Annotated in this window: 19 protein-coding genes; 14 read left to right on the top strand and 5 right to left on the bottom strand. The window is 59.0% G+C overall.

The window, feature by feature from the left end; genetic code table 11:
• Positions 1-105: 105 nt before the first annotated feature.
• The 7 genes from lepA to pdxJ all read left to right on the top strand — a co-directional run bounded on the left by lepA (position 106) and on the right by pdxJ (position 6,385).
• Positions 106-1,902: a translation elongation factor 4 gene (gene lepA / locus KP808_RS19715; protein ID WP_058400820.1), complete on the top strand. Its 1,797-nt coding sequence runs from the start codon at positions 106-108 to the stop codon at positions 1,900-1,902.
• A 9-nt stretch (positions 1,903-1,911) separates the two neighbouring features.
• Positions 1,912-2,766 carry a signal peptidase I gene (gene lepB, locus KP808_RS19710; protein WP_002554908.1) on the top strand — a complete coding sequence of 285 codons (855 nt, stop codon included), beginning with the start codon at positions 1,912-1,914 and terminating at the stop codon, positions 2,764-2,766.
• Between the two features lie 116 nt (positions 2,767-2,882).
• The gene (locus KP808_RS19705; RefSeq protein ID WP_002554907.1) at positions 2,883-3,260 is read left to right on the top strand and encodes a DUF4845 domain-containing protein; all 378 of its coding nucleotides are present in this window, start codon (positions 2,883-2,885) and stop codon (positions 3,258-3,260) included.
• On the top strand, positions 3,257-3,946 hold the full coding sequence (rnc, locus tag KP808_RS19700) for a ribonuclease III (RefSeq protein WP_002554906.1): 690 nt from the start codon (positions 3,257-3,259) through the stop codon (positions 3,944-3,946). The genes KP808_RS19705 and rnc overlap by 4 nt, the downstream gene beginning before the upstream one ends.
• Positions 3,939-4,841 carry a GTPase Era gene (era, locus tag KP808_RS19695; protein ID WP_003363707.1) on the top strand — a complete coding sequence of 301 codons (903 nt, stop codon included), beginning with the start codon at positions 3,939-3,941 and terminating at the stop codon, positions 4,839-4,841. The genes rnc and era overlap by 8 nt, the downstream gene beginning before the upstream one ends.
• A 60-nt stretch (positions 4,842-4,901) precedes the next feature.
• Positions 4,902-5,585, top strand: coding sequence for a DNA repair protein RecO (gene recO, locus KP808_RS19690; RefSeq protein WP_002554904.1), 684 nt, complete (start codon positions 4,902-4,904; stop codon positions 5,583-5,585).
• 59 nt (positions 5,586-5,644) lie between these two features.
• Positions 5,645-6,385, top strand: a complete 741-nt coding sequence (pdxJ, locus tag KP808_RS19685; RefSeq protein WP_005746594.1) for a pyridoxine 5'-phosphate synthase — start codon at positions 5,645-5,647, stop codon at positions 6,383-6,385.
• An 8-nt stretch (positions 6,386-6,393) separates the two neighbouring features.
• On the opposite strand, the gene cmoB is transcribed toward pdxJ, so the two are convergent.
• From cmoB to lon, 4 genes are all read right to left on the bottom strand, one after another.
• Positions 6,394-7,353 carry a tRNA 5-methoxyuridine(34)/uridine 5-oxyacetic acid(34) synthase CmoB gene (cmoB, locus tag KP808_RS19680; protein ID WP_230016719.1) on the bottom strand — a complete coding sequence of 320 codons (960 nt, stop codon included), beginning with the start codon at positions 7,351-7,353 and terminating at the stop codon, positions 6,394-6,396.
• The gene (cmoA, locus tag KP808_RS19675) at positions 7,350-8,093 is read right to left on the bottom strand and encodes a carboxy-S-adenosyl-L-methionine synthase CmoA (protein ID WP_219170036.1); all 744 of its coding nucleotides are present in this window, start codon (positions 8,091-8,093) and stop codon (positions 7,350-7,352) included. The genes cmoB and cmoA overlap by 4 nt, the downstream gene beginning before the upstream one ends.
• Before the next feature lie 100 nt (positions 8,094-8,193).
• A complete protein-coding gene (locus KP808_RS19670) occupies positions 8,194-8,586 on the bottom strand; it encodes a protease inhibitor I42 family protein (protein ID WP_230016718.1) in 393 nt (130 codons plus the stop codon).
• 195 nt (positions 8,587-8,781) lie between these two features.
• Positions 8,782-11,199, bottom strand: coding sequence for an endopeptidase La (gene lon, locus KP808_RS19665; protein WP_230016717.1), 2,418 nt, complete (start codon positions 11,197-11,199; stop codon positions 8,782-8,784).
• A 182-nt stretch (positions 11,200-11,381) separates the two neighbouring features.
• Here lon and KP808_RS19660 point away from each other — a divergent pair, with 182 nt between their 5' ends.
• From KP808_RS19660 to KP808_RS19645, 4 genes are read left to right on the top strand one after another with little or no spacing between them, the layout of a single operon-like run.
• Positions 11,382-12,056, top strand: a complete 675-nt coding sequence (locus KP808_RS19660) for a methylamine utilization protein (protein WP_230016716.1) — start codon at positions 11,382-11,384, stop codon at positions 12,054-12,056.
• Positions 12,053-14,407: a bifunctional diguanylate cyclase/phosphodiesterase gene (locus KP808_RS19655; protein ID WP_230016715.1), complete on the top strand. Its 2,355-nt coding sequence runs from the start codon at positions 12,053-12,055 to the stop codon at positions 14,405-14,407. Before KP808_RS19660 ends, KP808_RS19655 begins: the two co-directional genes overlap by 4 nt.
• 3 nt (positions 14,408-14,410) lie before the next feature.
• Positions 14,411-15,286 carry a DUF3034 family protein gene (locus tag KP808_RS19650; RefSeq protein ID WP_058408047.1) on the top strand — a complete coding sequence of 292 codons (876 nt, stop codon included), beginning with the start codon at positions 14,411-14,413 and terminating at the stop codon, positions 15,284-15,286.
• A complete protein-coding gene (locus KP808_RS19645) occupies positions 15,286-15,714 on the top strand; it encodes a group I truncated hemoglobin (RefSeq protein ID WP_058400825.1) in 429 nt (142 codons plus the stop codon). The genes KP808_RS19650 and KP808_RS19645 overlap by 1 nt, the downstream gene beginning before the upstream one ends.
• A 611-nt stretch (positions 15,715-16,325) precedes the next feature.
• On the opposite strand, the gene KP808_RS19640 is transcribed toward KP808_RS19645, so the two are convergent.
• Positions 16,326-17,318, bottom strand: a complete 993-nt coding sequence (locus KP808_RS19640; protein ID WP_404944477.1) for a GntR family transcriptional regulator — start codon at positions 17,316-17,318, stop codon at positions 16,326-16,328.
• Between the two features lie 345 nt (positions 17,319-17,663).
• Here KP808_RS19640 and KP808_RS19635 point away from each other — a divergent pair, with 345 nt between their 5' ends.
• The 3 genes from KP808_RS19635 (at position 17,664) to KP808_RS19625 (ending at position 21,364) form a co-directional block, all read left to right on the top strand.
• The gene (locus KP808_RS19635) at positions 17,664-19,037 is read left to right on the top strand and encodes an amidase (protein WP_219170017.1); all 1,374 of its coding nucleotides are present in this window, start codon (positions 17,664-17,666) and stop codon (positions 19,035-19,037) included.
• Positions 19,038-19,114: 77 nt separating this feature from the next.
• Positions 19,115-19,996: a polysaccharide deacetylase family protein gene (locus KP808_RS19630; RefSeq protein ID WP_002554892.1), complete on the top strand. Its 882-nt coding sequence runs from the start codon at positions 19,115-19,117 to the stop codon at positions 19,994-19,996.
• A 27-nt stretch (positions 19,997-20,023) separates the two neighbouring features.
• A complete protein-coding gene (locus KP808_RS19625; protein ID WP_058409584.1) occupies positions 20,024-21,364 on the top strand; it encodes an MFS transporter in 1,341 nt (446 codons plus the stop codon).
• Positions 21,365-21,373 lie beyond the last annotated feature (9 nt).

The raw sequence follows: 21,373 nt of genomic DNA, 5'->3' as shown, positions 1-21,373 counted from the left end.
CCTATCCGGGTACCTGTAAGCGTGACGCCTCTTGCTTAGTTCAGGTACAATTCCCGGCTATTTTTCGGCGGGCAATCTGCCTGCAACCTTTTTGAGTGTTGATCCGTGAGTGATTTGAGTCATATCCGCAATTTCTCCATCATCGCCCACATTGACCATGGCAAGTCGACGCTGGCCGACCGCTTCATTCAAATGTGCGGTGGCCTGTCCGAGCGCGAAATGGAAGCCCAGGTGCTCGACTCCATGGATCTTGAGCGCGAGCGCGGGATCACCATCAAGGCCCATAGCGTTACCCTGTATTACAAGGCCAAAGACGGTATCACCTACCAGTTGAACTTCATTGACACCCCGGGGCACGTCGACTTCACCTATGAAGTCAGCCGTTCTCTGGCCGCGTGCGAAGGTGCGTTGCTGGTGGTCGATGCAGGGCAGGGCGTCGAGGCTCAATCGGTCGCCAACTGCTACACCGCCATCGAGCAGGGCCTTGAGGTCATGCCGGTATTGAACAAAATGGACTTGCCGCAGGCCGATCCGGACCGCGTCAAGGAAGAGATCGAGAAGATCATCGGTATCGACGCCACCGATGCCGTGGCGTGCAGCGCCAAGAGCGGTATGGGCGTGGACGAGGTCCTCGAGCGTCTGGTAGCAACCATTCCCGCACCGACCGGCAACATCGAAGATCCGCTGCAAGCGTTGATCATCGACTCCTGGTTCGACAACTACCTGGGCGTCGTGTCTCTGGTGCGCGTGCGCCACGGTCGCGTCAAGAAAGGCGACAAGATCCTCGTCAAGTCCACCGGCAAGCTGCATCTGGTCGACAGCGTTGGGGTGTTCAACCCCAAGCACACGGCAACCGTTGATCTGAAAGCCGGCGAAGTGGGCTTTATCATTGCCGGTATCAAGGACATTCATGGCGCGCCGGTCGGTGACACCCTGACCCTGAGCACCACGCCCGATGTAGACGTGCTGCCCGGCTTCAAGCGTATCCAGCCTCAGGTATACGCCGGCCTGTTCCCGGTCAGCTCGGACGATTTCGAAGACTTCCGTGAAGCCCTGCAAAAGCTGACGCTGAATGACTCTTCGCTGCAATACCTGCCGGAAAGCTCCGATGCACTGGGCTTTGGCTTCCGTTGTGGCTTCCTCGGCATGCTCCACATGGAGATCATCCAGGAGCGTCTTGAGCGTGAATACAATCTCGACCTGATCACCACTGCGCCAACCGTAATCTTCGAGCTGTTGCTGAAGAGCGGCGAAACGATTTATGTCGATAACCCGTCCAAACTGCCTGACCTGTCGGCCATCGAAGACATGCGCGAGCCTATCGTTCGCGCAAATATTCTTGTGCCGCAGGAGCACCTGGGCAACGTCATTACGTTGTGCATCGAAAAACGTGGCGTACAGCACGACATGCTGTTCCTCGGCACCCAGGTTCAGGTGAGCTACGATTTGCCGATGAACGAAGTGGTTCTGGACTTCTTCGATCGTCTCAAGTCTGTCAGCCGCGGTTATGCTTCGCTGGATTATCATTTTGATCGTTACCAGTCGGCCAACCTGGTCAAGCTCGACGTTCTGATCAACGCCGAGAAGGTCGATGCCCTGGCATTGATCGTTCACCGCGACAACGCTCATTACAAAGGGCGTGCGTTGACCGAGAAGATGAAAGAGCTGATCCCTCGACAAATGTTCGACGTGGCAATTCAGGCCGCCATTGGCGGTCAGATCGTGGCCCGGACAACCGTCAAGGCGCTTAGAAAGAACGTACTGGCCAAATGCTACGGCGGCGACGTCAGCCGCAAGCGTAAATTGCTGGAGAAGCAAAAGGCCGGTAAGAAACGCATGAAGCAGGTCGGTAACGTGGAAATTCCACAGGAAGCCTTCCTCGCAGTGCTCAGGTTGGAATAGTCAGGTCCTATGTCACTAAATTTTCCGCTGTTGTTGGTCATCGCTGTGTTCGTCTGTGGCGTGCTTGCACTGATTGATCTGGTCATCCTGGCGCCTCGTCGCCGGGCTGCCATTTCGAACTATCAGGGAAGCGTCGGCGAACCTGACATTGCTGTCGTAGAGCGCTTGAACAAAGAGCCTTTGCTGGTTGAGTACGGCAAATCGTTCTTTCCAGTGTTGTTTATCGTGCTGGTGCTCCGTTCGTTTCTGGTAGAGCCGTTCCAGATTCCTTCGGGCTCCATGAAGCCGACGCTGGATGTGGGTGATTTCATTCTGGTCAACAAGTTCGCGTATGGCATCCGCCTGCCGGTATTGGATCAGAAGGTCATCCAGCTCGGTGATCCGCAGCGTGGTGATGTGATGGTGTTCCGCTACCCAAGCGACCCAAGCGTCAACTACATCAAGCGTGTCGTCGGTCTGCCGGGTGATCGCATCCGCTACACCAGCGACAAGCGGTTGTTCATCAACGGTGAGCTGGTTGCCAAGAAACTGATCGGCACCGAGCCCGGTACACTGGGCAGCGCAGAACTGTACGAAGAACAACTGGGCGCAGTCGAACATCAGATCCGCCAGGAAATGAGCCGATACCGCGCGCCGCCTGACAGTGAGTGGACAGTGCCTGCTGCGCACTACTTCATGATGGGCGACAACCGCGACAACTCGAACGACAGCCGTTACTGGGACGATCCCAATATTCCCAAGGACGAACTGGGCATGGTCCCGGACAAGAACATCGTAGGCAAGGCGTTCGCCGTCTGGATGAGCTGGCCGGAACCGAAACTGAGCCACTTCCCTAATTTTGCACGCGTAGGGTTGATCAAGTAATCGATGCGGCGCTGCCTGGAGCAGCGCCGTATGTCATTTGGGCTGACTGGAAACGCCTCTGAACCCTGAGTCGACCCGGTCGGGCAGGCAGTGAACTCTCGAGGTTGAAGTCGAACATGACGTTCTCTACTTCTCAAAAAGGTTTTTCGCTAGTGGGATGGCTGTTGGTGCTGGCGCTTGTCGCGTTTGCGACGAGCACGGCCTTCAAGCTGGTCCCGCATTACCTCGACTACATGACGATGAAGAAAATCATCGAAACGGTCGACACCAATCAGGCCCTGGACATTACCACGGTCGACGATTTCTACGGTTATGTCGGTAAGAACATGCAGGTCAACAGCATTCGGGATATAGATTTGAACAAGGCGTTGAAAGTGACGGTGGAGAACAATGCGTTCAAAGCTCATTTGAACTATGAGCAGCGTGAACCGTGGTTCCAGAACATCGATCTGGTGATGAAGTTCGACAAGCAATTCAGTGTGGGTAAACCGTGAGCGTATCCTTGAGCCGCCTTGAGCGTCAGCTCGGCTATACCTTCAAGGATCAGGAACTGATGGTCCTGGCCCTGACCCATCGCAGTTTTGCCGGTCGCAACAACGAGCGTCTGGAATTTCTCGGCGATGCCATTCTCAACTTCGTGGCGGGCGAGGCGTTGTTCGAACGCTTCCCTCAGGCCCGCGAAGGCCAGTTGTCTCGCTTGCGTGCGCGCCTGGTGAAGGGTGAAACCCTGGCGTTGCTGGCCCGTGGTTTTGATCTGGGCGAGTACCTTCGTCTGGGTTCCGGCGAGCTGAAAAGCGGTGGTTTCCGTCGCGAGTCGATTCTCGCCGACGCCCTTGAAGCGCTGATCGGGGCGATCTACCTGGACGCTGGCATGGAGGCTGCGCGCGAGCGCGTTCTGGCCTGGCTGACGACCGAGTTCGACAGCCTGACGCTGGTAGACACCAACAAGGACCCCAAGACCCGACTGCAGGAATTTCTCCAGTCGCGGGCTTGCGAACTGCCGCGTTACGAGGTGGTGGATATCCAGGGTGAACCGCATTGCCGGACGTTTTTCGTCGAATGCGAGATCAACCTATTGAATGAAAAAAGCCGAGGACAGGGTGTCAGCCGCCGGATTGCCGAACAGGTAGCCGCAGCAGCTGCACTTATTGCCCTGGGCGTGGAGAACGGTCATGAATGATACAACCGCAACACGCTGTGGCTATGTTGCCATTGTCGGCCGTCCCAACGTAGGCAAGTCCACGCTGCTCAACCATATTCTGGGTCAAAAGCTGGCGATCACCTCGCGCAAGCCGCAGACCACGCGTCACAACATGCTCGGGATCAAGACCGAGGGTGCCGTGCAGGCGATTTATGTCGACACCCCCGGCATGCACAAGAATGGCGAGAAAGCGCTCAACCGCTACATGAACAAGACTGCTTCGGCTGCGTTGAAAGACGTCGACGTGGTGATCTTCGTCGTGGATCGCACCCGCTGGACCGACGAAGACCAGATGGTTCTGGAGCGTGTCCAGTACGTGCAAGGCCCGGTCATTCTCGCGATCAACAAAACCGATCGCATTGAAGACAAGAGCGATCTGATGCCGCATCTCGAGTGGCTGCAAGGCCAGCTGCCGAATGCGTCCATCGTGCCGATCTCCGCGCAGCATGGCCACAACCTGGAAGCGCTGGAAAGCCTGATTGCCTCGCACCTGCCGGAGAACGATCACTTCTTCCCGGAAGATCAGATCACTGATCGCAGCAGCCGCTTTCTGGCTGCCGAGCTGGTTCGCGAGAAGATCATGCGTCAGTTGGGTGCCGAGCTTCCGTACCAGATCACCGTCGAGATCGAAGAGTTCAAGCAGCAGGGCCGCACCCTGCATATCCATGCGCTGATTCTCGTCGAGCGTGACGGCCAGAAAAAAATCATCATTGGCGACAAGGGCGACCGTATCAAGCGCATCGGCAGTGATGCGCGTCGCGACATGGAGCTGCTGTTCGACTCCAAAGTCATGCTTAACCTGTGGGTCAAGGTCAAAGGTGGCTGGTCCGATGACGAGCGCGCCCTTCGCTCGCTCGGCTACGGCGACCTCTAAGCTGCCCTTTCGCCTGACCCGTCTGCGGTTGGGCGAACACTTCTCTTTCGAGCCAGCCTGATGAGCGCGCCCACCGGCCAACCTGCTTATGTGCTCCACAGCCGTGCGTATCGCGAAAACAGCGCGCTGGTCGATTTCCTCACGCCCCAAGGGCGGCTACGTGCCGTGCTGCGCAGTGCCAAAGGCAAGGCAGGCTCGCTGGCGCGTCCGTTCGTGCCCCTTGAAGTCGAGTTTCGAGGGCGTGGCGAACTCAAGAATGTCGGGCGCATGGAAAGCGCAGGCGTTGCTACCTGGATGACCGGCGAGGCGCTGTTCAGCGGCATGTACCTCAACGAACTGCTGATTCGCCTGCTGCCTGCCGAAGATCCGCATCCAGCCGTATTCGAACATTACGCCGCCACATTGCTGGCCCTCGCACTGGGCCGTCCGCTGGAACCGTTGCTGCGTTCGTTCGAATGGCGGTTGCTGGATGATCTGGGCTACGGCTTTGCGATGGACGCCGACATCAACGGCGAGCCGCTGGCAATTGATGGCATGTACCGCCTGCAAGTGGATGCCGGGCTTGAGCGTGTTTATCTGCTTCAGCCCGGCCTGTTTCAAGGCGCAGAATTGCTGGCCATGTCTGAAGCGGACTGGAGCGTCCCTGGTGCGTTGTCTGCTGCCAAGCGTCTGATGCGTCAGGCGCTGGCTGTGCATCTGGGCGGCCGCCCACTTGTCAGTCGTGAACTGTTTCGCAAGCCTTGATCAGGCTTTATTCTCTACAGCCTGCTTCGACCAGCTCGCCCATTTTTCTGGAGACAACCGTGACCCAAAGCACTCGCATCCTTCTCGGCGTGAACATCGACCATGTAGCCACCTTGCGTCAGGCCCGTGGCACGCGCTACCCGGACCCGGTCAAGGCTGCCCTGGACGCCGAAGAGGCAGGCGCCGACGGCATCACCGTTCACCTGCGTGAAGACCGTCGGCATATTCAGGAGCGCGACGTCCTGCTGCTCAAGGATGTCTTGCAGACCCGCATGAATTTCGAGATGGGCGTGACCGAGGAAATGCTCGCTTTTGCCGAGCGCATTCGTCCTGCGCATATCTGCCTGGTGCCGGAGACACGCCAGGAGCTGACTACCGAAGGCGGGCTGGACGTCGCGGGCCAGGAAGCGCGGATCAAGGCAGCGGTCGAGCGGCTGGCGAAAATCGGCTGCGAGGTCTCGTTGTTCATCGACGCCGATGAGCGCCAGATCGCTGCTTCAAAGCGCGTCGGAGCGCCAGCCATCGAACTGCACACCGGGCGCTATGCCGATGCTCAGACCCCGACTGAAGTCGCCGAAGAACTGCAGCGGGTCGCCGACGGCGTAGCGTTTGGTCTCGCCCAGGGCCTGATCGTCAATGCCGGTCACGGCCTGCATTATCACAACGTCGAAGCGGTCGCCGCGATCAAGGGCATCAACGAACTGAACATCGGCCACGCGCTGGTGGCTCATGCTCTGTTCGTCGGCTTCAAGGCGGCAGTGGCCGAGATGAAAGCGTTGATCGTGGCGGCGGCCAGATAACTAATCTCTCAGGGCTTGCGCCCCACAATCACAGCGCGCATCGGCGCTGGCAAGCCTTCGACGGTCTTGCTGTGATCGGCAGGGTCCAGATAGTCGCTCAGTGACTGAAAGCGCATCCATTCGGTGCTGCGCTGTTCCTCGATCGTCGTATGGCTGACGTCGACGCAGCGCACATCGGTGAAGCCTGCGCGGCGCATCCACAGCTCCAGCGCGCGGACCGACGGCAGGAACCAGACGTTGCGCATCTGTGCGTAACGGTCTTCCGGCACCAGCACCTGATGAACATCGCCCGGCACTACCAGCGTTTCCATCACCAGCTCGCCGCCTTTTACCAGGCAATCTTTCAACGCCAGCAAATGGTCGATGGGCGATTTGCGGTGATACAGCACCCCCATTGAAAACACCGTATCGAAGCCTTCCAGGTTGGCTGGCAAGTCCTCAAGTGCGAACGGCAGGTGCCAGGCGGGCAGGTCAGGCAGATAGCGCTGCATGGCCTGAAACTGACAGAAGAACAGCCAGTTGGGGTCAACACCAATCACGCTGTCAGCCCCGGCACCAAGCATGCGCCACTGGTAATAGCCGTTGCCGCAACCAACATCCAGAACGCGCTTGCCCTTCAGGTCCAGATGCGGCGATACCCGTGACCACTTCCAGTCAGAACGCCATTCGGTGTCGATATGTACGCCGAACACATTGAACGGCCCCTTGCGCCACGGCGACAGGCCTAATAATGCCTTGCGCAGCACAGTGCGGGTTTCGCCGTTGCACTCGGCTTGCAGAGTAAAGCTATCGAGCAGATCGATTCGCTCGGGCTGCAGGTCCGGAAGCGCGTCCAGCGCACTTTGCCAGCGCTGCAAGTCACCATGACCCTTGGCCATTTTGCTATCGAGCTGGGCTTGCAAGCCGTTTGCCCAGTCAGCCAGAGGGGTTCCCGCCAGACGGCGGACAAGAGGAGCGAGATCAATCATGGCAGGGCAATCAACGAGGTGAAGTTAAGGCATTGAAACCAGGGCACCACCTTGGAAAAACCGGCGGCGAGCAGACGTTGGCGGTGTTCTTCCAGGCTGTCGGGCTTCATCACGTTTTCGATGGCACTGCGCTTCTGGGCAATTTCCAGATCGCTGTAGCCGTTGGCGCGCTTGAAGGCGATGTGCAGATCCGTCAGCAGCGCATGCTCCTGCTCGTCATCAAAACGCAGTTTCTCCGAAAGGATCAACGCGCCGCCCGGCACCAGTGCGTCACGAATGCGACCAAGCAATGTCAGACGCTGCTCTGGGGCGATGAATTGCAGGGTGAAGTTAAGCGCGACCACCGAGGCAGGTTTGAACTCCAGCGCCAGAATGTCACCCTCGATGACCTGCACCGGCAACAGCTCCTGAAACATGGAATTCTGCGCATTGAGGTATTCACGGCAGCGTTCGACCATCGCACTGGAATTGTCTATCGCAATGACTTCACAGCCTTCGCTGCGTACATGGCGGCGCAAGGCTTGAGTCACGGCACCCAGCGAACTGCCAAGGTCGTAGAGCACGGTTTCCGGCTGGGCGAACTGCGCGGCAAGCACTCCGAGGTTTTCGACAATCGTCGGATAGCCGGGTACCGAGCGTTTGATCATGTCCGGGAAAACCCGCACGACGTCTTCGTTGAAGGCGAAGTCAGGCACCTTGGCCAGTGGCTGGGCGAAAATGCGGTCGGTTTCTTTGCTCACGGCGGTTCCGGCGAAGGCTTTGAAAAGCGGGCATTCTAGCCAAGTTGTCGCCGTGATGCATGGTGCAGCGCGTGCCTTCGGACAAGCCGCGGGCAAACGGTCAGTTCACCGTGATTGCGCATTCGAAGGTCTGCTCCGGCGCCACTTCCGGAGCCCACGGCTGCTGGTAGGTCATCACCAGTCGTCCGGTGCCTGCGTCGGTTGCCTTGTAGCGCCAGACTGACTGCCCGCCGCTGCCGACCATCTCCTTGCTCTCGGCGTTGGCATACACCTCTGGCCCAAGGCTGCGCAGGATGTTCTGCGCCGGGTTCTGGATCAGCCAGCGAAAGCCGGTGGTCGGGTTGCTGGGCAGGGTGAGGATCAGCGTCTGTCCGCCCTGGAGTGTCAGTGGGCAGTCGTTTTCAGCCTCGATGGACACGATGTTTTTCGGTGTTTGCGCACAGGCCGTCAGCAGCGCAAGGCTCAACGGTGCAAGGAAACGGGCAGGGGTCATGGCAAGTTCCGGTTTTGCGAGACGAGGCGCAAGGATAACTGATCGGAGTTTTGTGGGGGAGTACAACAGGTGTCGCTCTGGATAGGACGCAGAGCGTCCAGAACCGCATTCCCACGCTGGAGCGTGCGGAACGAGAGGCGCCCGATAGAACACCTCTCGTGCCAGTTCAGCGTGGGACCTGCGCAGTATCAATCTTTAGAACAACACCTTCACCACGTCCGCAAAGCGCTTGGCAAAGTGAACGGTGATGCCTTCCTTGAGATAGTCCGGCAGTTCTTCGAAGTTGCCACGGTTAGGCTCCGGAAGGATCAGTTCGTGGATCTTCTGACGCCGCGCGGCAATGACTTTCTCGCGTACCCCACCGATAGGCAGTACGTGCCCGGTCAGGGTCAGCTCGCCGGTCATGGCCACGCCTTTTTTCGGCGGCTGGTTACGCGCCAGGGACAGCAAGGCGCTGGCCATGGTAACGCCCGCGCTAGGGCCATCTTTCGGGGTTGCACCTTCGGGAACGTGTACGTGCACGAACGCTTCATCGAAGAACTTCGCATCGCCACCAAACTTCGACAGATTGGCGCTGACGTAGCTGTAGGCAATTTCAGCCGACTCTTTCATGACATCGCCCAGTTGCCCGGTCAGTTTGAAGCCGCGATTCAAGGTGTGAATGCGCGTTGCTTCTATCGGTAGCGTAGCGCCACCCATACTGGTCCAGGCCAGGCCTGTGATCACACCAGTGCCTGACAGCACCTGTTCGCTGCGAAACACTGGCATGCCCAATGACGCTTCAAGGTCTTTCGGGCCGATCTTGATCACCGAGTCGGGCGTATCCAGCAGTTTGACCACCGCTTTGCGCACCAGCTTGCCCAGTTGTTTTTCCAGATGCCGCACACCGGCTTCGCGAGCGTAACCTTCGATGACGGCGCGCAGGGCGCTGTCGCTGATGCTCAGCTTGTTTTTGGCAACACCGGCTTTCTCCAGTTGCTTGGGCCACAGGTGGCGTTTGGCAATCGCAAGCTTCTCTTCAGTGATATAGCCGGACAGGCGGATCACTTCCATGCGGTCAAGGAGCGGGCCGGGAATTGAGTCCAGAGTGTTGGCGGTGCACACGAACAGAACCTTGGAAAGGTCCAGACGCAGGTCCAGGTAGTGATCGAGGAATTCTACGTTCTGTTCCGGGTCCAGGGTTTCCAGCAGCGCAGACGCCGGGTCGCCCTGGTAGCTCTGGCCCATCTTGTCGATTTCATCGAGCATGATGACCGGGTTCATGACTTCTACATCCTTCAGCGCCTGCACCAGTTTGCCTGGCTGGGCGCCGATGTAGGTGCGGCGGTGGCCCTTGATTTCGGCCTCATCGCGCATGCCGCCCACGCTCAGGCGATAGAACGGTCGCCCCAGCGACTCGGCAATCGAGCGCCCGACGCTGGTCTTGCCGACCCCTGGTGGACCCACCAGCAGGACAATCGAGCCGCTGATCTCGCCTTTATAGGCACCCACCGCAAGAAACTCGAGAATGCGCGCCTTGATGTCATCCAGGCCGGCATGGTGTTGATCGAGCACTTTACGCGCGTGCTTGAGGTCCAGCTTGTCTTCGCCGTAGACACCCCACGGCAACGAACTGGTCCAGTCCAGATAATTGCGCGTCACGGCGTATTCCGGCGAGCCGGTTTCCAGCACCTTGAGCTTGCCTATTTCTTCGTCGAATTTCTTGCGCGCCTGCGGTGGCAGGGTCTTGCCTTCCAGTCGCTGCTCGAACTGTTCGATGTCTGCACTGCGGTCGTCCTTGCTCAGCCCCAGCTCCTGCTGAATGACCTTGAGCTGCTCCTTGAGGAAGAACTGACGCTGATGCTCGCCGATCTTGCGGTTGACCTCGGCAGAGATTTCCTTCTGCAGGCGGGCGACCTCGACTTCCTTGCGCAGTATCGGCAGGACTTTCTCCATGCGCCTGAGCATCGGCACGCAGTCGAGTACCTCTTGCAGCTCGACGCCGGTGGCCGAGGTGAGGGCGGCAGCGAAGTCGGTGAGCGGCGAAGGATCGTTGGGGCTGAAGCGGTTGAGGTAATTCTTCAGTTCTTCGCTGTACAGCGGGTTGAGCGGCAGCAGCTCCTTGATCGCGTTGATCAAGGCCATGCCGTAAGCCTTTACCTCGTCGGTCGGATCGTTGGGTTGTTGCGGGTATTCAACTTCCACAAGATAAGGCGGACGGTGATGCTTGAGCCAGGTACGAATGCGCACACGGCTCAAGCCCTGCGCCACGAACTGCAACCGGCCATTTTCGCGGCTGGCGTGGTGAACCTTGACCAGAGTGCCATATTCGGGAAGCGCATCGGTCTTGAAGTGGCGCGGGTCTTCCTGAGGGGTGTCCATGAAGAACAACGCCAGCGAATGGTGCTCGGACTTGCTGACCAGTTCCAGCGTCTCAGCCCACGGTTCTTCGTTGACGATAACCGGCAAGACCTGCGCCGGAAAGAACGGACGGTTGTGGATCGGGATGATGTAAACCTTGTCGGGCAGGTTCTGGCCGGGCAAGGCAAGCGAGGTGCTGTCGGAGCTCAGAGACACGTCGTGCTCGTCTGCGTCATCGGGCAAATCTGGCGAGTCTGTCTGCTGGTCGCTCATGGGGCACCTGAGAAGTTGAACATGCTTCTTAGATGGGGCAGCAGCCCTCAGGTTTCAATAGTCTTGGTCGATAGTCTGTAAAGCGGTTGCAAAACCGTCATTTATTAGTTGTTGGTCCAGTCCGTGCTGGCCAGCGCTGGCTTATTTCATTTACGGCGCTGCCGTTATGGGTTGAATCAGGTATGACCAACGTACTTATTTCGGCATTACTGGCTGGACTATGGATGGCATCGGCTGCTAATGCATCGGCCTCTGCCTTTACCGCACAGGTACTCGACAAGCAGGGCAAGCCCCTTGCAGATGCAGTCGTGACGCTCAAAGGCCCGGCTGATCCGTCGCCCGCTGTGCTCAAGGCTGCCATGGACCAGCGCGACCAGGAGTTTGCCCCCCATGTGCTGGCTGTACATACCGGCACGCAGGTCAAGTTTCCCAACAGCGACAACATCCGCCATCAGGTTTATTCCTTTTCCCCGGCCAAGCGTTTCGAGTTGCGACTTTACGAAGGCACCCCCTCGGAACCGCTGTTGTTCGACAAGCCTGGTGTGGTAGTGCTGGGCTGCAACATCCATGACTGGATGGTCGGCTACATCTATGTCACGGACGAACCCTGGTTCGGCGTAACGGACAGCAATGGCCTGCTTAAACTGGATCAGGTGCCAGCCGGACATTACGCTGCCACGCTCTGGCATCCGCAAATTGAAGACATGCAGCCCGTATCGGGCGGTGAATTCGATGTGCCCGCATCGGGCCTCACCCAGCGTTTCAACCTCGCGGTCGAAGTGAAAGCCGAGGACAAACCCGGCAAGCCGGCCCCCGGTGGTTTCGGCGACGCTTTTCACAAGGCCGCACATGAATGAAATTTAAAGCCAGCTTTCAGGCGCGCATCGCCGGGGTTCTGATTGCCCTGTTGCTGATTGTCGTGGCCGCAGTTTTTCTCGCGGTCAAGGTTGCGACCGGCGACGCGGTGCGCACCCAGGCTCAGGCGCAACTGGAAGTGGGTAGCCGCGTGTTCGAGCGGTTGATTGATCTGCGTGGCAAGCGCCTGCGTGATGCCGTGCAACTGCTGGCGGCCGACTTCGGGTTTCGTGATGCTGTAGCGAGTGCCGACTCATCGACCATTCGATCGGTACTGCTCAATCATGGCAAACGCATCAATGCCAGCGATATGTTCCTGCTGGGCATGGATGGCGTGGTGGTTGCCAGTACCGAGAAAGAAGTGCCGGAGGGGTCCAGGTTTGTCTATGACCAGGCGCTGCGCAACGCCAAGCGTGCTGGTCAGTCAGTGCTTATTATTCCGGGGGGCGGAATACCTCATTTGCTGGTGGAAAGTACCGTGCTTGCGCCGCTGCCGATAGGCCGCGTGGTGATGGGCTTCACCATCGACAGTGGCATTGCCGAAGAGCTGCGTTCTCTCAGTGGGCTGGAAGTGTCGTTTCTCACGGTGGAAAACGGTCAGTCCGGTGATTTGATCAGTACCCAGCCGCCAGCCATGCACGCGGGGCTGGTCGAGCTGATGCGCAGTTCTTCAGAAGGGCAGATGCTGCTGACCGAGCAAGCGAACCTTAACTTCCTCAGCCAGACGCTGATGCTTGCCAAAAGCAGCAATGGCGACGGCGGACAAGTGATCGCGCTCCTGCAAAGCCCGCTGGACAAGGCCTATCAAGCGTTTGCGCCGCTGGATGAAAAGATTTTCTGGATTTCCATGATCGCATTGCTGGCGTCGCTGCTTGGTACGCTGGCGCTGGCCCGCAGCGTGTCGCTGCCTGTGCAGGAGCTGGCTATTGCGGCCAAACGTATTGGCGATGGCGACTATAAAACGCCGGTAACCCTGGTGCGCAGTGACGAATTGGGCATGCTCGCCGACGCGATCAACACCATGCAACAGGGCATCGCCGTGCGCGAAGGGCAGTTGGCTCACAACGCTCTGCACGACAACCTGACCGGCCTGCCCAATCGAGCGTTGGTGATGGAACGTCTTGGCAGTTTGATCGCGGCAAATCGCACGGTCGCCTTGCTGTACCTGGGCATCGAGAACCTGGCCACGATCAACGAAAGTGCGGGTGCCGAAGGCGTTGAGCAACTGTTACGCCAGTTGGGGCAGCGTTTGCAGGGCAATTTGCGGTCTGGCGACACGGTGGCACGGCTGAGTGCCAACGAGTTCTTGCTGTTGCTGGACAACACTGCCAGTGACGGCGCGGTGGGCATGGCCGATGCCGTGCAGCGTTTGCTCATCGAGCCGCAACGTATCGACAACCATGATCTGATGCTTGAGTGCTGTATAGGCATCACGGTTTATCCGGAACACGGTGATTCGGCTCAGGAACTGGTCAACCGTGCGGCGATTGCACGCAAGGATGCAGCGTTCATTCCCGGTCGCCTGCAGATCTACCAGGACGGACGTGACCTCGCTCACCAGCGTCAGATATGTCTGATCCGCGACCTGCGCAAGGCTCCGCAGAATGGCGAGCTGATGCTCCATTACCAACCCAAACTGGATATCCGTCAGGGCTATGTTCGTCAGGCGGAAGCCCTGCTGCGCTGGACTCACCCGCGCTTTGGGAATGTTTCGCCTGCTGAATTCATCGTCCTGGCCGAGCGCACCGGTAGCATTAACCTGCTGACCAACTGGGTTATCGAAGAGGCAATGCGTCAGTTGGCCGAATGGCGCCAGCGCGGTCTGGTGCTGCAGGTATCGGTCAACATTTCCGCCGACGACCTGCTGGGCGACGATCTGGCCGGCTATGTCATGAAACTGCTCAAGCAATACGCGGTGCCTGCCGAACAACTGGTATTCGAGATAACCGAGAGCGCGGTCATGAGCGAGCCGGAGAAAGCCCTGGTGGTCCTGCACCGTCTACGCGACTGCGGCATCAGCCTGTCGGTCGATGACTTCGGCACCGGTTACTCGTCACTGGCCCACTTGAAGCGTTTGCCGGTGCAGGAGTTGAAAATCGACCAGTCGTTCGTGCGCAACCTGGATGAAACCAGCGAAGACGCGGTGATCGTGCGGTCGACCATTGAAATGAGCCACAACCTCGGACTCAAGGTGGTGGCAGAGGGTGTCGAGTACCAACACAGTCTGGACCTGCTCCGGCGGTGGCATTGCGATACGGCCCAGGGTTACCTGATCAGTCGGCCGCTGACAGCGTCAGCATTCGAGGCATGGATTGCTACGTATCAGGCATCACCCAGTCTTATGGTGAATTAATCCATGTCCTACAAGACATCATTACTGTTGGGTTATCTGTTGGCGGGCGTGGCAGGGGTTGTCCCGACGCTGGCGCTGGGCGACAACGGCCGGCTGATTGCCACGGGCGGCGCGACCAGCATTGAAGGCAGCGCCGGTGGCGGTATCACTCCATGGGCAGTGATCACCGGTTACAGCGAGCAGGGCGAGTGGGGCGCGACAGCCTTCGCCACGCACGTCAATCTGCCCGACTACAACCTTGATGTGGCAGGCCTCGCCGTCGCCTATGGCAACCGCGTCGAGTTTTCCTATGCTCACCAACGTTTCGATATCAGCAACCTGCAGCACAGGCTCAGTCTGCCGGACGACAACCTCAGTCAGGACGTGTTCGGCGTCAAAGTGCGCCTGTTCGGCGACCTGATCTATGAAAGCCTGCCGCAGGTTTCGCTGGGCGTGCAGTACAAGCATCAGAACGATTTCCTGATCCCGAGTCTGGTGGGTGCCAAGCGTGATTCGGATGTCGAAGGGTATCTGACGGCCAGTCGGCTGTTCATGGGCGCGGCGTTTGGCTACAACGTCGTGGTCAACGGTGGCATGCGTTACAGCCGCGCCAACGAAACCGGCCTGCTCGGGTTTGGCGGGGACCGGCGTGACAGCCGCAGTCTGCTCAAGGAGGGCTCGGTAGCGGTGCTGTTCAATCCGCGCTGGGCGCTGGGCGTCGAATATCGCGAAAAGCCGGATAACCTTTCGTTTGCTGGAGAAAGCGACTGGGCAGATGTGTTTCTCGGTTATTTCCCCAACAAGCACTTGTCCGTTGTATTGGCCTACGCCCGTCTGGGCGAAATCGCCACGCTGGATAACCAGAACGGCACTTATCTGTCTGTGCAGGGGAGTTTCTGATGAGACGCTTGCTGATCTGTCTGATGCTGACGGTACTGGCCGGTTGCGCCCAACAGCAACAGCCCCCCAAGGACGACAGTCTGTATCGAGACCTTGGCCAGCGTGCCGGCATCCAGCGCATCGTCGAAGGCATGCTCATGAACGTGGCCAAGGATGACCGGATTGTCGAGCACTTCAAGAAAGTCGACATCGTGCGTCTGCGCGACAAACTGGTCGAGCAGTTCTGCGTCGAAGCGGGCGGCCCGTGCCGCTACACCGGTGACAGCATGGCCGAGTCGCACAAGGGCCAGAACCTTACTCCGAGCGACTTCAACGCACTGGTTGAAAACCTGATCGCAGCGATGGACACCGAAAACGTTCCGGTTCCGGTCCAGAACCGTTTGATAGCCCGGTTGGCGCCAATGCGTGGCGACGTGGTTGGCAAGTAATTCGTAGCCTTTAAATGCACTCTGACTATCGTGCCAATGCTCCGCGTCCAGGATCGGACGCAGAGCGTCCAGAACGGCATTCCCACGCTGGAGCGTGCGGAACGATAATCTTCAGGGAGAGCGCTTACGCGAGAACACTATCGTGCCAATGCTCCGCGTTGGCATGCCGTTGGTGACGCTCAGCGTCACAAATCGCCGTCGCGCCGCGCGCTCAGGGTTGGACGCAGAGCGTCCAGAACGGCATTCCCACGCTGGAGCGTGCGGAACGATAATCTTCAGGGAGAGCACTTACGCGAGAACACTATCGTGCCAATGCTCCGCGTTGGCATGCCGTTGGTGACGCTCCGCGTCACAAATCGTCGCCGCACCGCGCGCTCAGGATTGGACGCAGAGCGTCCAGAACGGCGTTCCCACGCTGGAGCGTGCGGAACGATAATCTTCAGGGAGAGCACTTACGCGAGAACACTATCGTGCCAATGCTCCGCGTTGGCATGCCGTTGGTGACGCTCCGCGTCACAAATCGTCGCCGCACCGCGCGCTCAGGATTGGACGCAGAGCATCCAGAACAGCGTTCCCACTGGAGCGTGTGCAATGAATCTTCCAGCCCCGCCTCAGCTCAGTCGCGTCAGGTACCCCGGCACTTCCTGCTCCGGCAGCACCGACAGCACTTTCAGGCGCTGGAGCATGCGCTGCCGGGCGCGTTGCAGGTGTTCCTTGAGGTTCAAGGCCGCGGCGTCGAAAGCACCGTGCAGCAATAACTCAATGATCAGCCGGTGCTCGGCCAGCATCGCTTCATCCGCGCCAATGTCCAGCAATCGGTAGAAAATCCGGTTGATGATCATCGGGCTCTGCGCCTGACTGATCAGGGTGGCTATCTTGCGGTTTTGCAGCCCGCCCAGACACTGCTGATGCAGGTCGTCCTCAAGGCGCTCTATCTCCTCCAGGCTGCACTGTTCGGCGTTTTGCGCCTGAATGACTCTGGCCAACATGGCTTCCAGGGTTTCGCGACTCAATTGCGGCGCGGTCTGGCGCAGGGCTTCAGGCTCAAGGCAGGCGCGCAGTTCGTAGTCTTCGGTGATTTCCCGGGCCGTCAGCGGCCCTGCCAGCCACTGTGAGTAGGGCTCTTTCTCCACCAGGCCGCGATCACGCAAACGCATCAGCGCCTCGCGAACCACCGCGCGGCTGACGCCGTAATGCTGCGCGGCGTTTTGTTCATCCAGCCGATAATGACCAAAGGCGATACAGGCCGACAGCGCCGCGCCGATCTCGTCATGAATTCGTTCGCCGAGTGGGCGGGTGTCGACCAGCTCTTCGCTGCTGTCCAGCCCAAACTGCTTGTGGCTCAGGCTCAACCGCAACGGCTCGACTTCCCCAGCGTCAGGATTGACCAGATAACCCCGGCCATCGAAGCGGCTGATCAAGCCTTCTTCATGCAGCAGATTGAGCGCCTTGCGCACCGGCACCCGGCTGGTGCCGAACAGTTCTGCCAACGGTGCTTCAAGCAGCACCAGTCCATTGGCAGCCGCACCCGAGACGATTGCGTTACGCAACACCTCACGGATCGTGGCGTAACGCGACGCAGTGCGCGTGTCCTCTTCTGACATCGGTTTCATACACTTCTGGCGGTTGACGGGCAATTCTCGCACAGATGCGCCGTTGTCACCTTGGGCCACGTCCTGATGCTCGCTCATGGGGCCACCGTTACTTTTTTGCACTTAAATGTACCTTTTGTAAAAGATACATTATTTCTTTATGAAGCTCTGGTGTTCGGCTCAAGCATTGCCGCAACGGATTGAGTCATTTGCAGAGAGAGTTCTAGCACGGCGGTTCCAGCCCGAAGGGACCTGATCTCTGGCGCGGCCGAAAGCCCGTTAGTACAGATTGGCATGGAATCTGCCTTTGTTAAATGTACATTTTACTAATAAGTACATTTTAAAGGTCCGGTGCCCATGATCGATACAGGACGTCACAGCGTTACTCGTGATGCCTGCGCAATGGCTGAGGACTTCGCTCAGGGGCGCAGTGACCCGCTGCAGGTTTTGGACAAGGCGCTGCAGCAGGCAGCTCAGGTTGACCATGTATTCATTTCCATGAGTGTCGAACGTGCCTACAGGGAAGCCGAAGCCAGCACTGCCCGCTGGAAACACGGGCAGCCACTGAGCCCGTTCGATGGGGTGCCGATCGCCTGGAAGGATCTGTTCGACGTGGCTGGTTGCGTGACAACGGCCGGTGCCGCCTTGCGCAACAACCTTTCGCCGGCACTGCTGGATGCGCCGAGCGTCGGGCTGCTGGCGCGCTCCGGGATGGTCAGTCTGGGTAAGACCAACCTCAGCGAATTCGCTTATTCCGGGCTGGGCCTGAACCCGCATTTTGGTACGCCGGTCAACCCGATGAGTGATCGCACTCCGCGCATTCCCGGCGGCTCTTCTTCAGGTTCTGCAGTTGCAGTGGCTGCCGGGATTGTGCCGATTGCCATGGGCACCGATACCGCAGGTTCGATTCGTATTCCGGCCGCGCTTAACGGTCTTGTAGGGTTTCGCAGCACCAGCCGCCGCTACAGTCGCGACGGTGTGTTCCCGCTGGCGCTGACACTGGACAGTGTCGGTCCGCTGACCCGCAGCGTGCGTGATGCGCTGGTGATCGATGACCTGCTGTGCGCGCGCAGCAAGCCTTCGTCATTGCTGCCTCGCAGTGTGGCCACCCAGCGGTTTCTGGTCGACAAGGCCATGCTGGAAGACCCGCGTGTCGAGCCTGCGGTTCGTGACAACCTGTTTCGTGTCATCGGCATCCTGCATGACCACGGCGCTTTTGTTGACGTGCGCCCCTGTCAGGCATTTCAGGCCACCTTGCAGTTGATTCAGCAGAAGGGCTGGCTTGGCGCTGCCGAAGCATTCGCGCTGCATCAGTCGTTGCTCGACAGCGACGCCGCCAGCCAGCTCGACCCCAGAGTGCGCAAGCGCCTGGAGGCGGCACGGCATATGCCCGCCAGCCTGCTGGTCAACCTGTACGCCGCGCGCGAACGCTTGCAGGAGCAGTTGACCCTCGAACTCGATGGTGCGCTGCTGATCACCCCGACCGTTGCTCACGTTGCGCCGCCGCTCGCGCAGTTGTTGAGCGACGAAGATCTGTTCATTCAAACCAACCTCGCCACGCTGCGCCTGACCATGCCGGGCAGCCTGCTGAACATGCCCGGCGTGTCACTGCCCAGCGGCTGTGATGCTTCGGGCCTGCCCACCGCAGTGTTGCTTAGCGCTCCGGCGGGGGAAGACGCACGGTTGCTGCGCGCAGCGCTGGCCGTGGAAGCATTGATCGCAGCCCCTTGAACGACCTGTGAATTTTAAAACCGGCCCGCGTGCGGTACATCGCGAAGCCGTTCTGATTAACCCGTGGGAGAACAAAGATGGCCAAAGAAATTCTGTGTGCGTTTGGTGTGGATGTGGATGCGGTAGCGGGCTGGTTGGGCTCCTATGGCGGTGAAGATTCGCCGGACGATATTTCTCGCGGGCTGTTTGCCGGGGAAGTCGGCGCGCCGCGTCTGCTCAAGCTGTTCGAGCGTTATGGTCTGCGCACTACCTGGTTCATTCCGGGCCACTCCATGGAGACGTTTCCCGAGCAGATGAAGGCCGTGGCAGACGCCGGGCATGAAATCGGCGTACACGGTTACAGCCATGAAAACCCGATTGCCATGACTCCGGAGCAGGAAGAGATCGTCCTCGATAAATCCATCGACCTGATCACGCAAATGACCGGCAAGCGCCCGACCGGCTACGTCGCACCCTGGTGGGAATTCAGCAACGTCACCAACGAGCTGCTGCTCAAGAAGGGCATCAAGTACGACCACAGCCTGATGCACAACGACTTTCATCCTTACTACGTTCGTGTGGGCGACAAGTGGACCAAAATCGACTACAGCCAGCACCCGGACACCTGGATGAAACCTCTGGTGCGCGGTGAAGAAACCGACCTGGTGGAAATTCCGGCCAACTGGTACCTGGACGACCTGCCGCCAATGATGTTCATCAAGAAGGCACCGAACAGCCACGGTTTCGTCAACCCCCGGCACCTGGAAGAGATGTGGCGCGACCAGTTCGACTGGGTCTATCGCGAGCATGAACACGCCGTATTCACCATGACCATTCACCCGGACGTGTCTGGTCGCCCGCAAGTGCTGCTGATGCTGGAGCGCTTGATCGAGCACATTCAAAGCCATGCAGGCGTCAAGTTCGTCACTTTCGACGAGATTGCCGACGACTTCGTGCGTCGTAACCCCCGTACCCGTTGATACATTGCCCTGTCCGAGGCGTCACTCATGTCCATTTACAACAAGCTCGACCTGACCGGCTGGAAACCTGAGCAACTGACTCCGGAGCAAGTACGGTTCGCCACATGGATTGCGTTTTTCGCGTGGGTGTTTGCGGTATATGACTTCATTCTGTTTGGCACGCTGTTACCGGAAATCGGTCGGCATTTCAGCTGGAGTGAGGTCGAACAGGCCGAAATCGCGACCTGGGTCGCGGTCGGCACGGCGGTGGTGGCGCTGGCCATCGGTCCGCTGGTAGATCGCCTGGGACGGCGCGTGGGTATCATTTTTACCGTGAGCGGTTCGGCGATCTGCTCGGCGCTCACGGCCATCGGCGGATCATGGGGCAAATCGCCGCTGATCCTGATTCGTTCGCTGGGCGGTCTGGGTTATGCCGAAGAAACGGTCAACGCGACCTACCTGAGCGAAATCTACGCGGCATCCGACGACCCGCGTCTGGCCAAGCGCCGTGGCTTCATCTACAGCCTGGTGCAGGGCGGATGGCCGGTCGGCGCTTTGATCGCAGCAGGGCTGACCGCTGTGCTGCTGCCGATCATTGGCTGGCAGGGTTGCTTCGTGTTCGCGGCCATTCCGGCCATCGTCATCGCGATCATGGCGCGCAAGCTCAAAGAGAGCCCGCAGTTCCAGATCCATCAACGCATCACCCAACTGCGCAAGAAGGGCGACGTGAGCCAGGCACAGGCTGTGGCGCAAACCTACGGGGTCGATTACGACGAGCACAGCAAAGCGGGGATCGGTGCTGCCTTCCGTGGTTCTTCATGCCGCGCCACGCTGGTGATCGGTGCTGCGATCCTGCTCAACTGGGCGGCTATTCAGGTGTTCAGCGTGCTGGGCACAACGGTGATCGTCAGCGTTCACCACATCTCGTTCGAGAACTCGCTGATCATTCTGGTGCTGTCCAACCTGGTGGGTTATTGCGGTTACCTGTGTCACGGCTGGATGGGTGACCGCATCGGTCGTCGTAACGTGATCGGTCTTGGCTGGATGCTGGGTGGTCTGGCGTTCGCCGGCATGCTCTACGGGCCGAGCAACATGGTGACGGTCGTTGGCTTGTACAGCCTTGGCCTGTTCTTCCTGATCGGCCCTTACTCGGCGGCCTTGTTCTTCATCAGCGAAAGCTTCCCGACCAGCATTCGTGCAACGGGCGGCGCAATCATTCACGCCATGGGCCCGCTCGGTGCCGTGGTCGCAGGCTTCGGTGCCACGTCGGTATTGAGTGCAGGCGGAGACTGGCAGACCTCGGCGCTGTATTTCGGCGCGCTGCCTTGCTTCCTGTCGGGTGCACTGATGTTTGCGGCCAGGCATGTGCGACCTGAAACCGTGAAATGAGGAGCAACA

This window comes from Pseudomonas savastanoi, from assembly GCF_020917325.1.
Taxonomy (GTDB): Bacteria; Pseudomonadota; Gammaproteobacteria; order Pseudomonadales; family Pseudomonadaceae; genus Aquipseudomonas; species Aquipseudomonas amygdali.
This window is presented reverse-complemented; position numbering and strand designations above follow the sequence as displayed.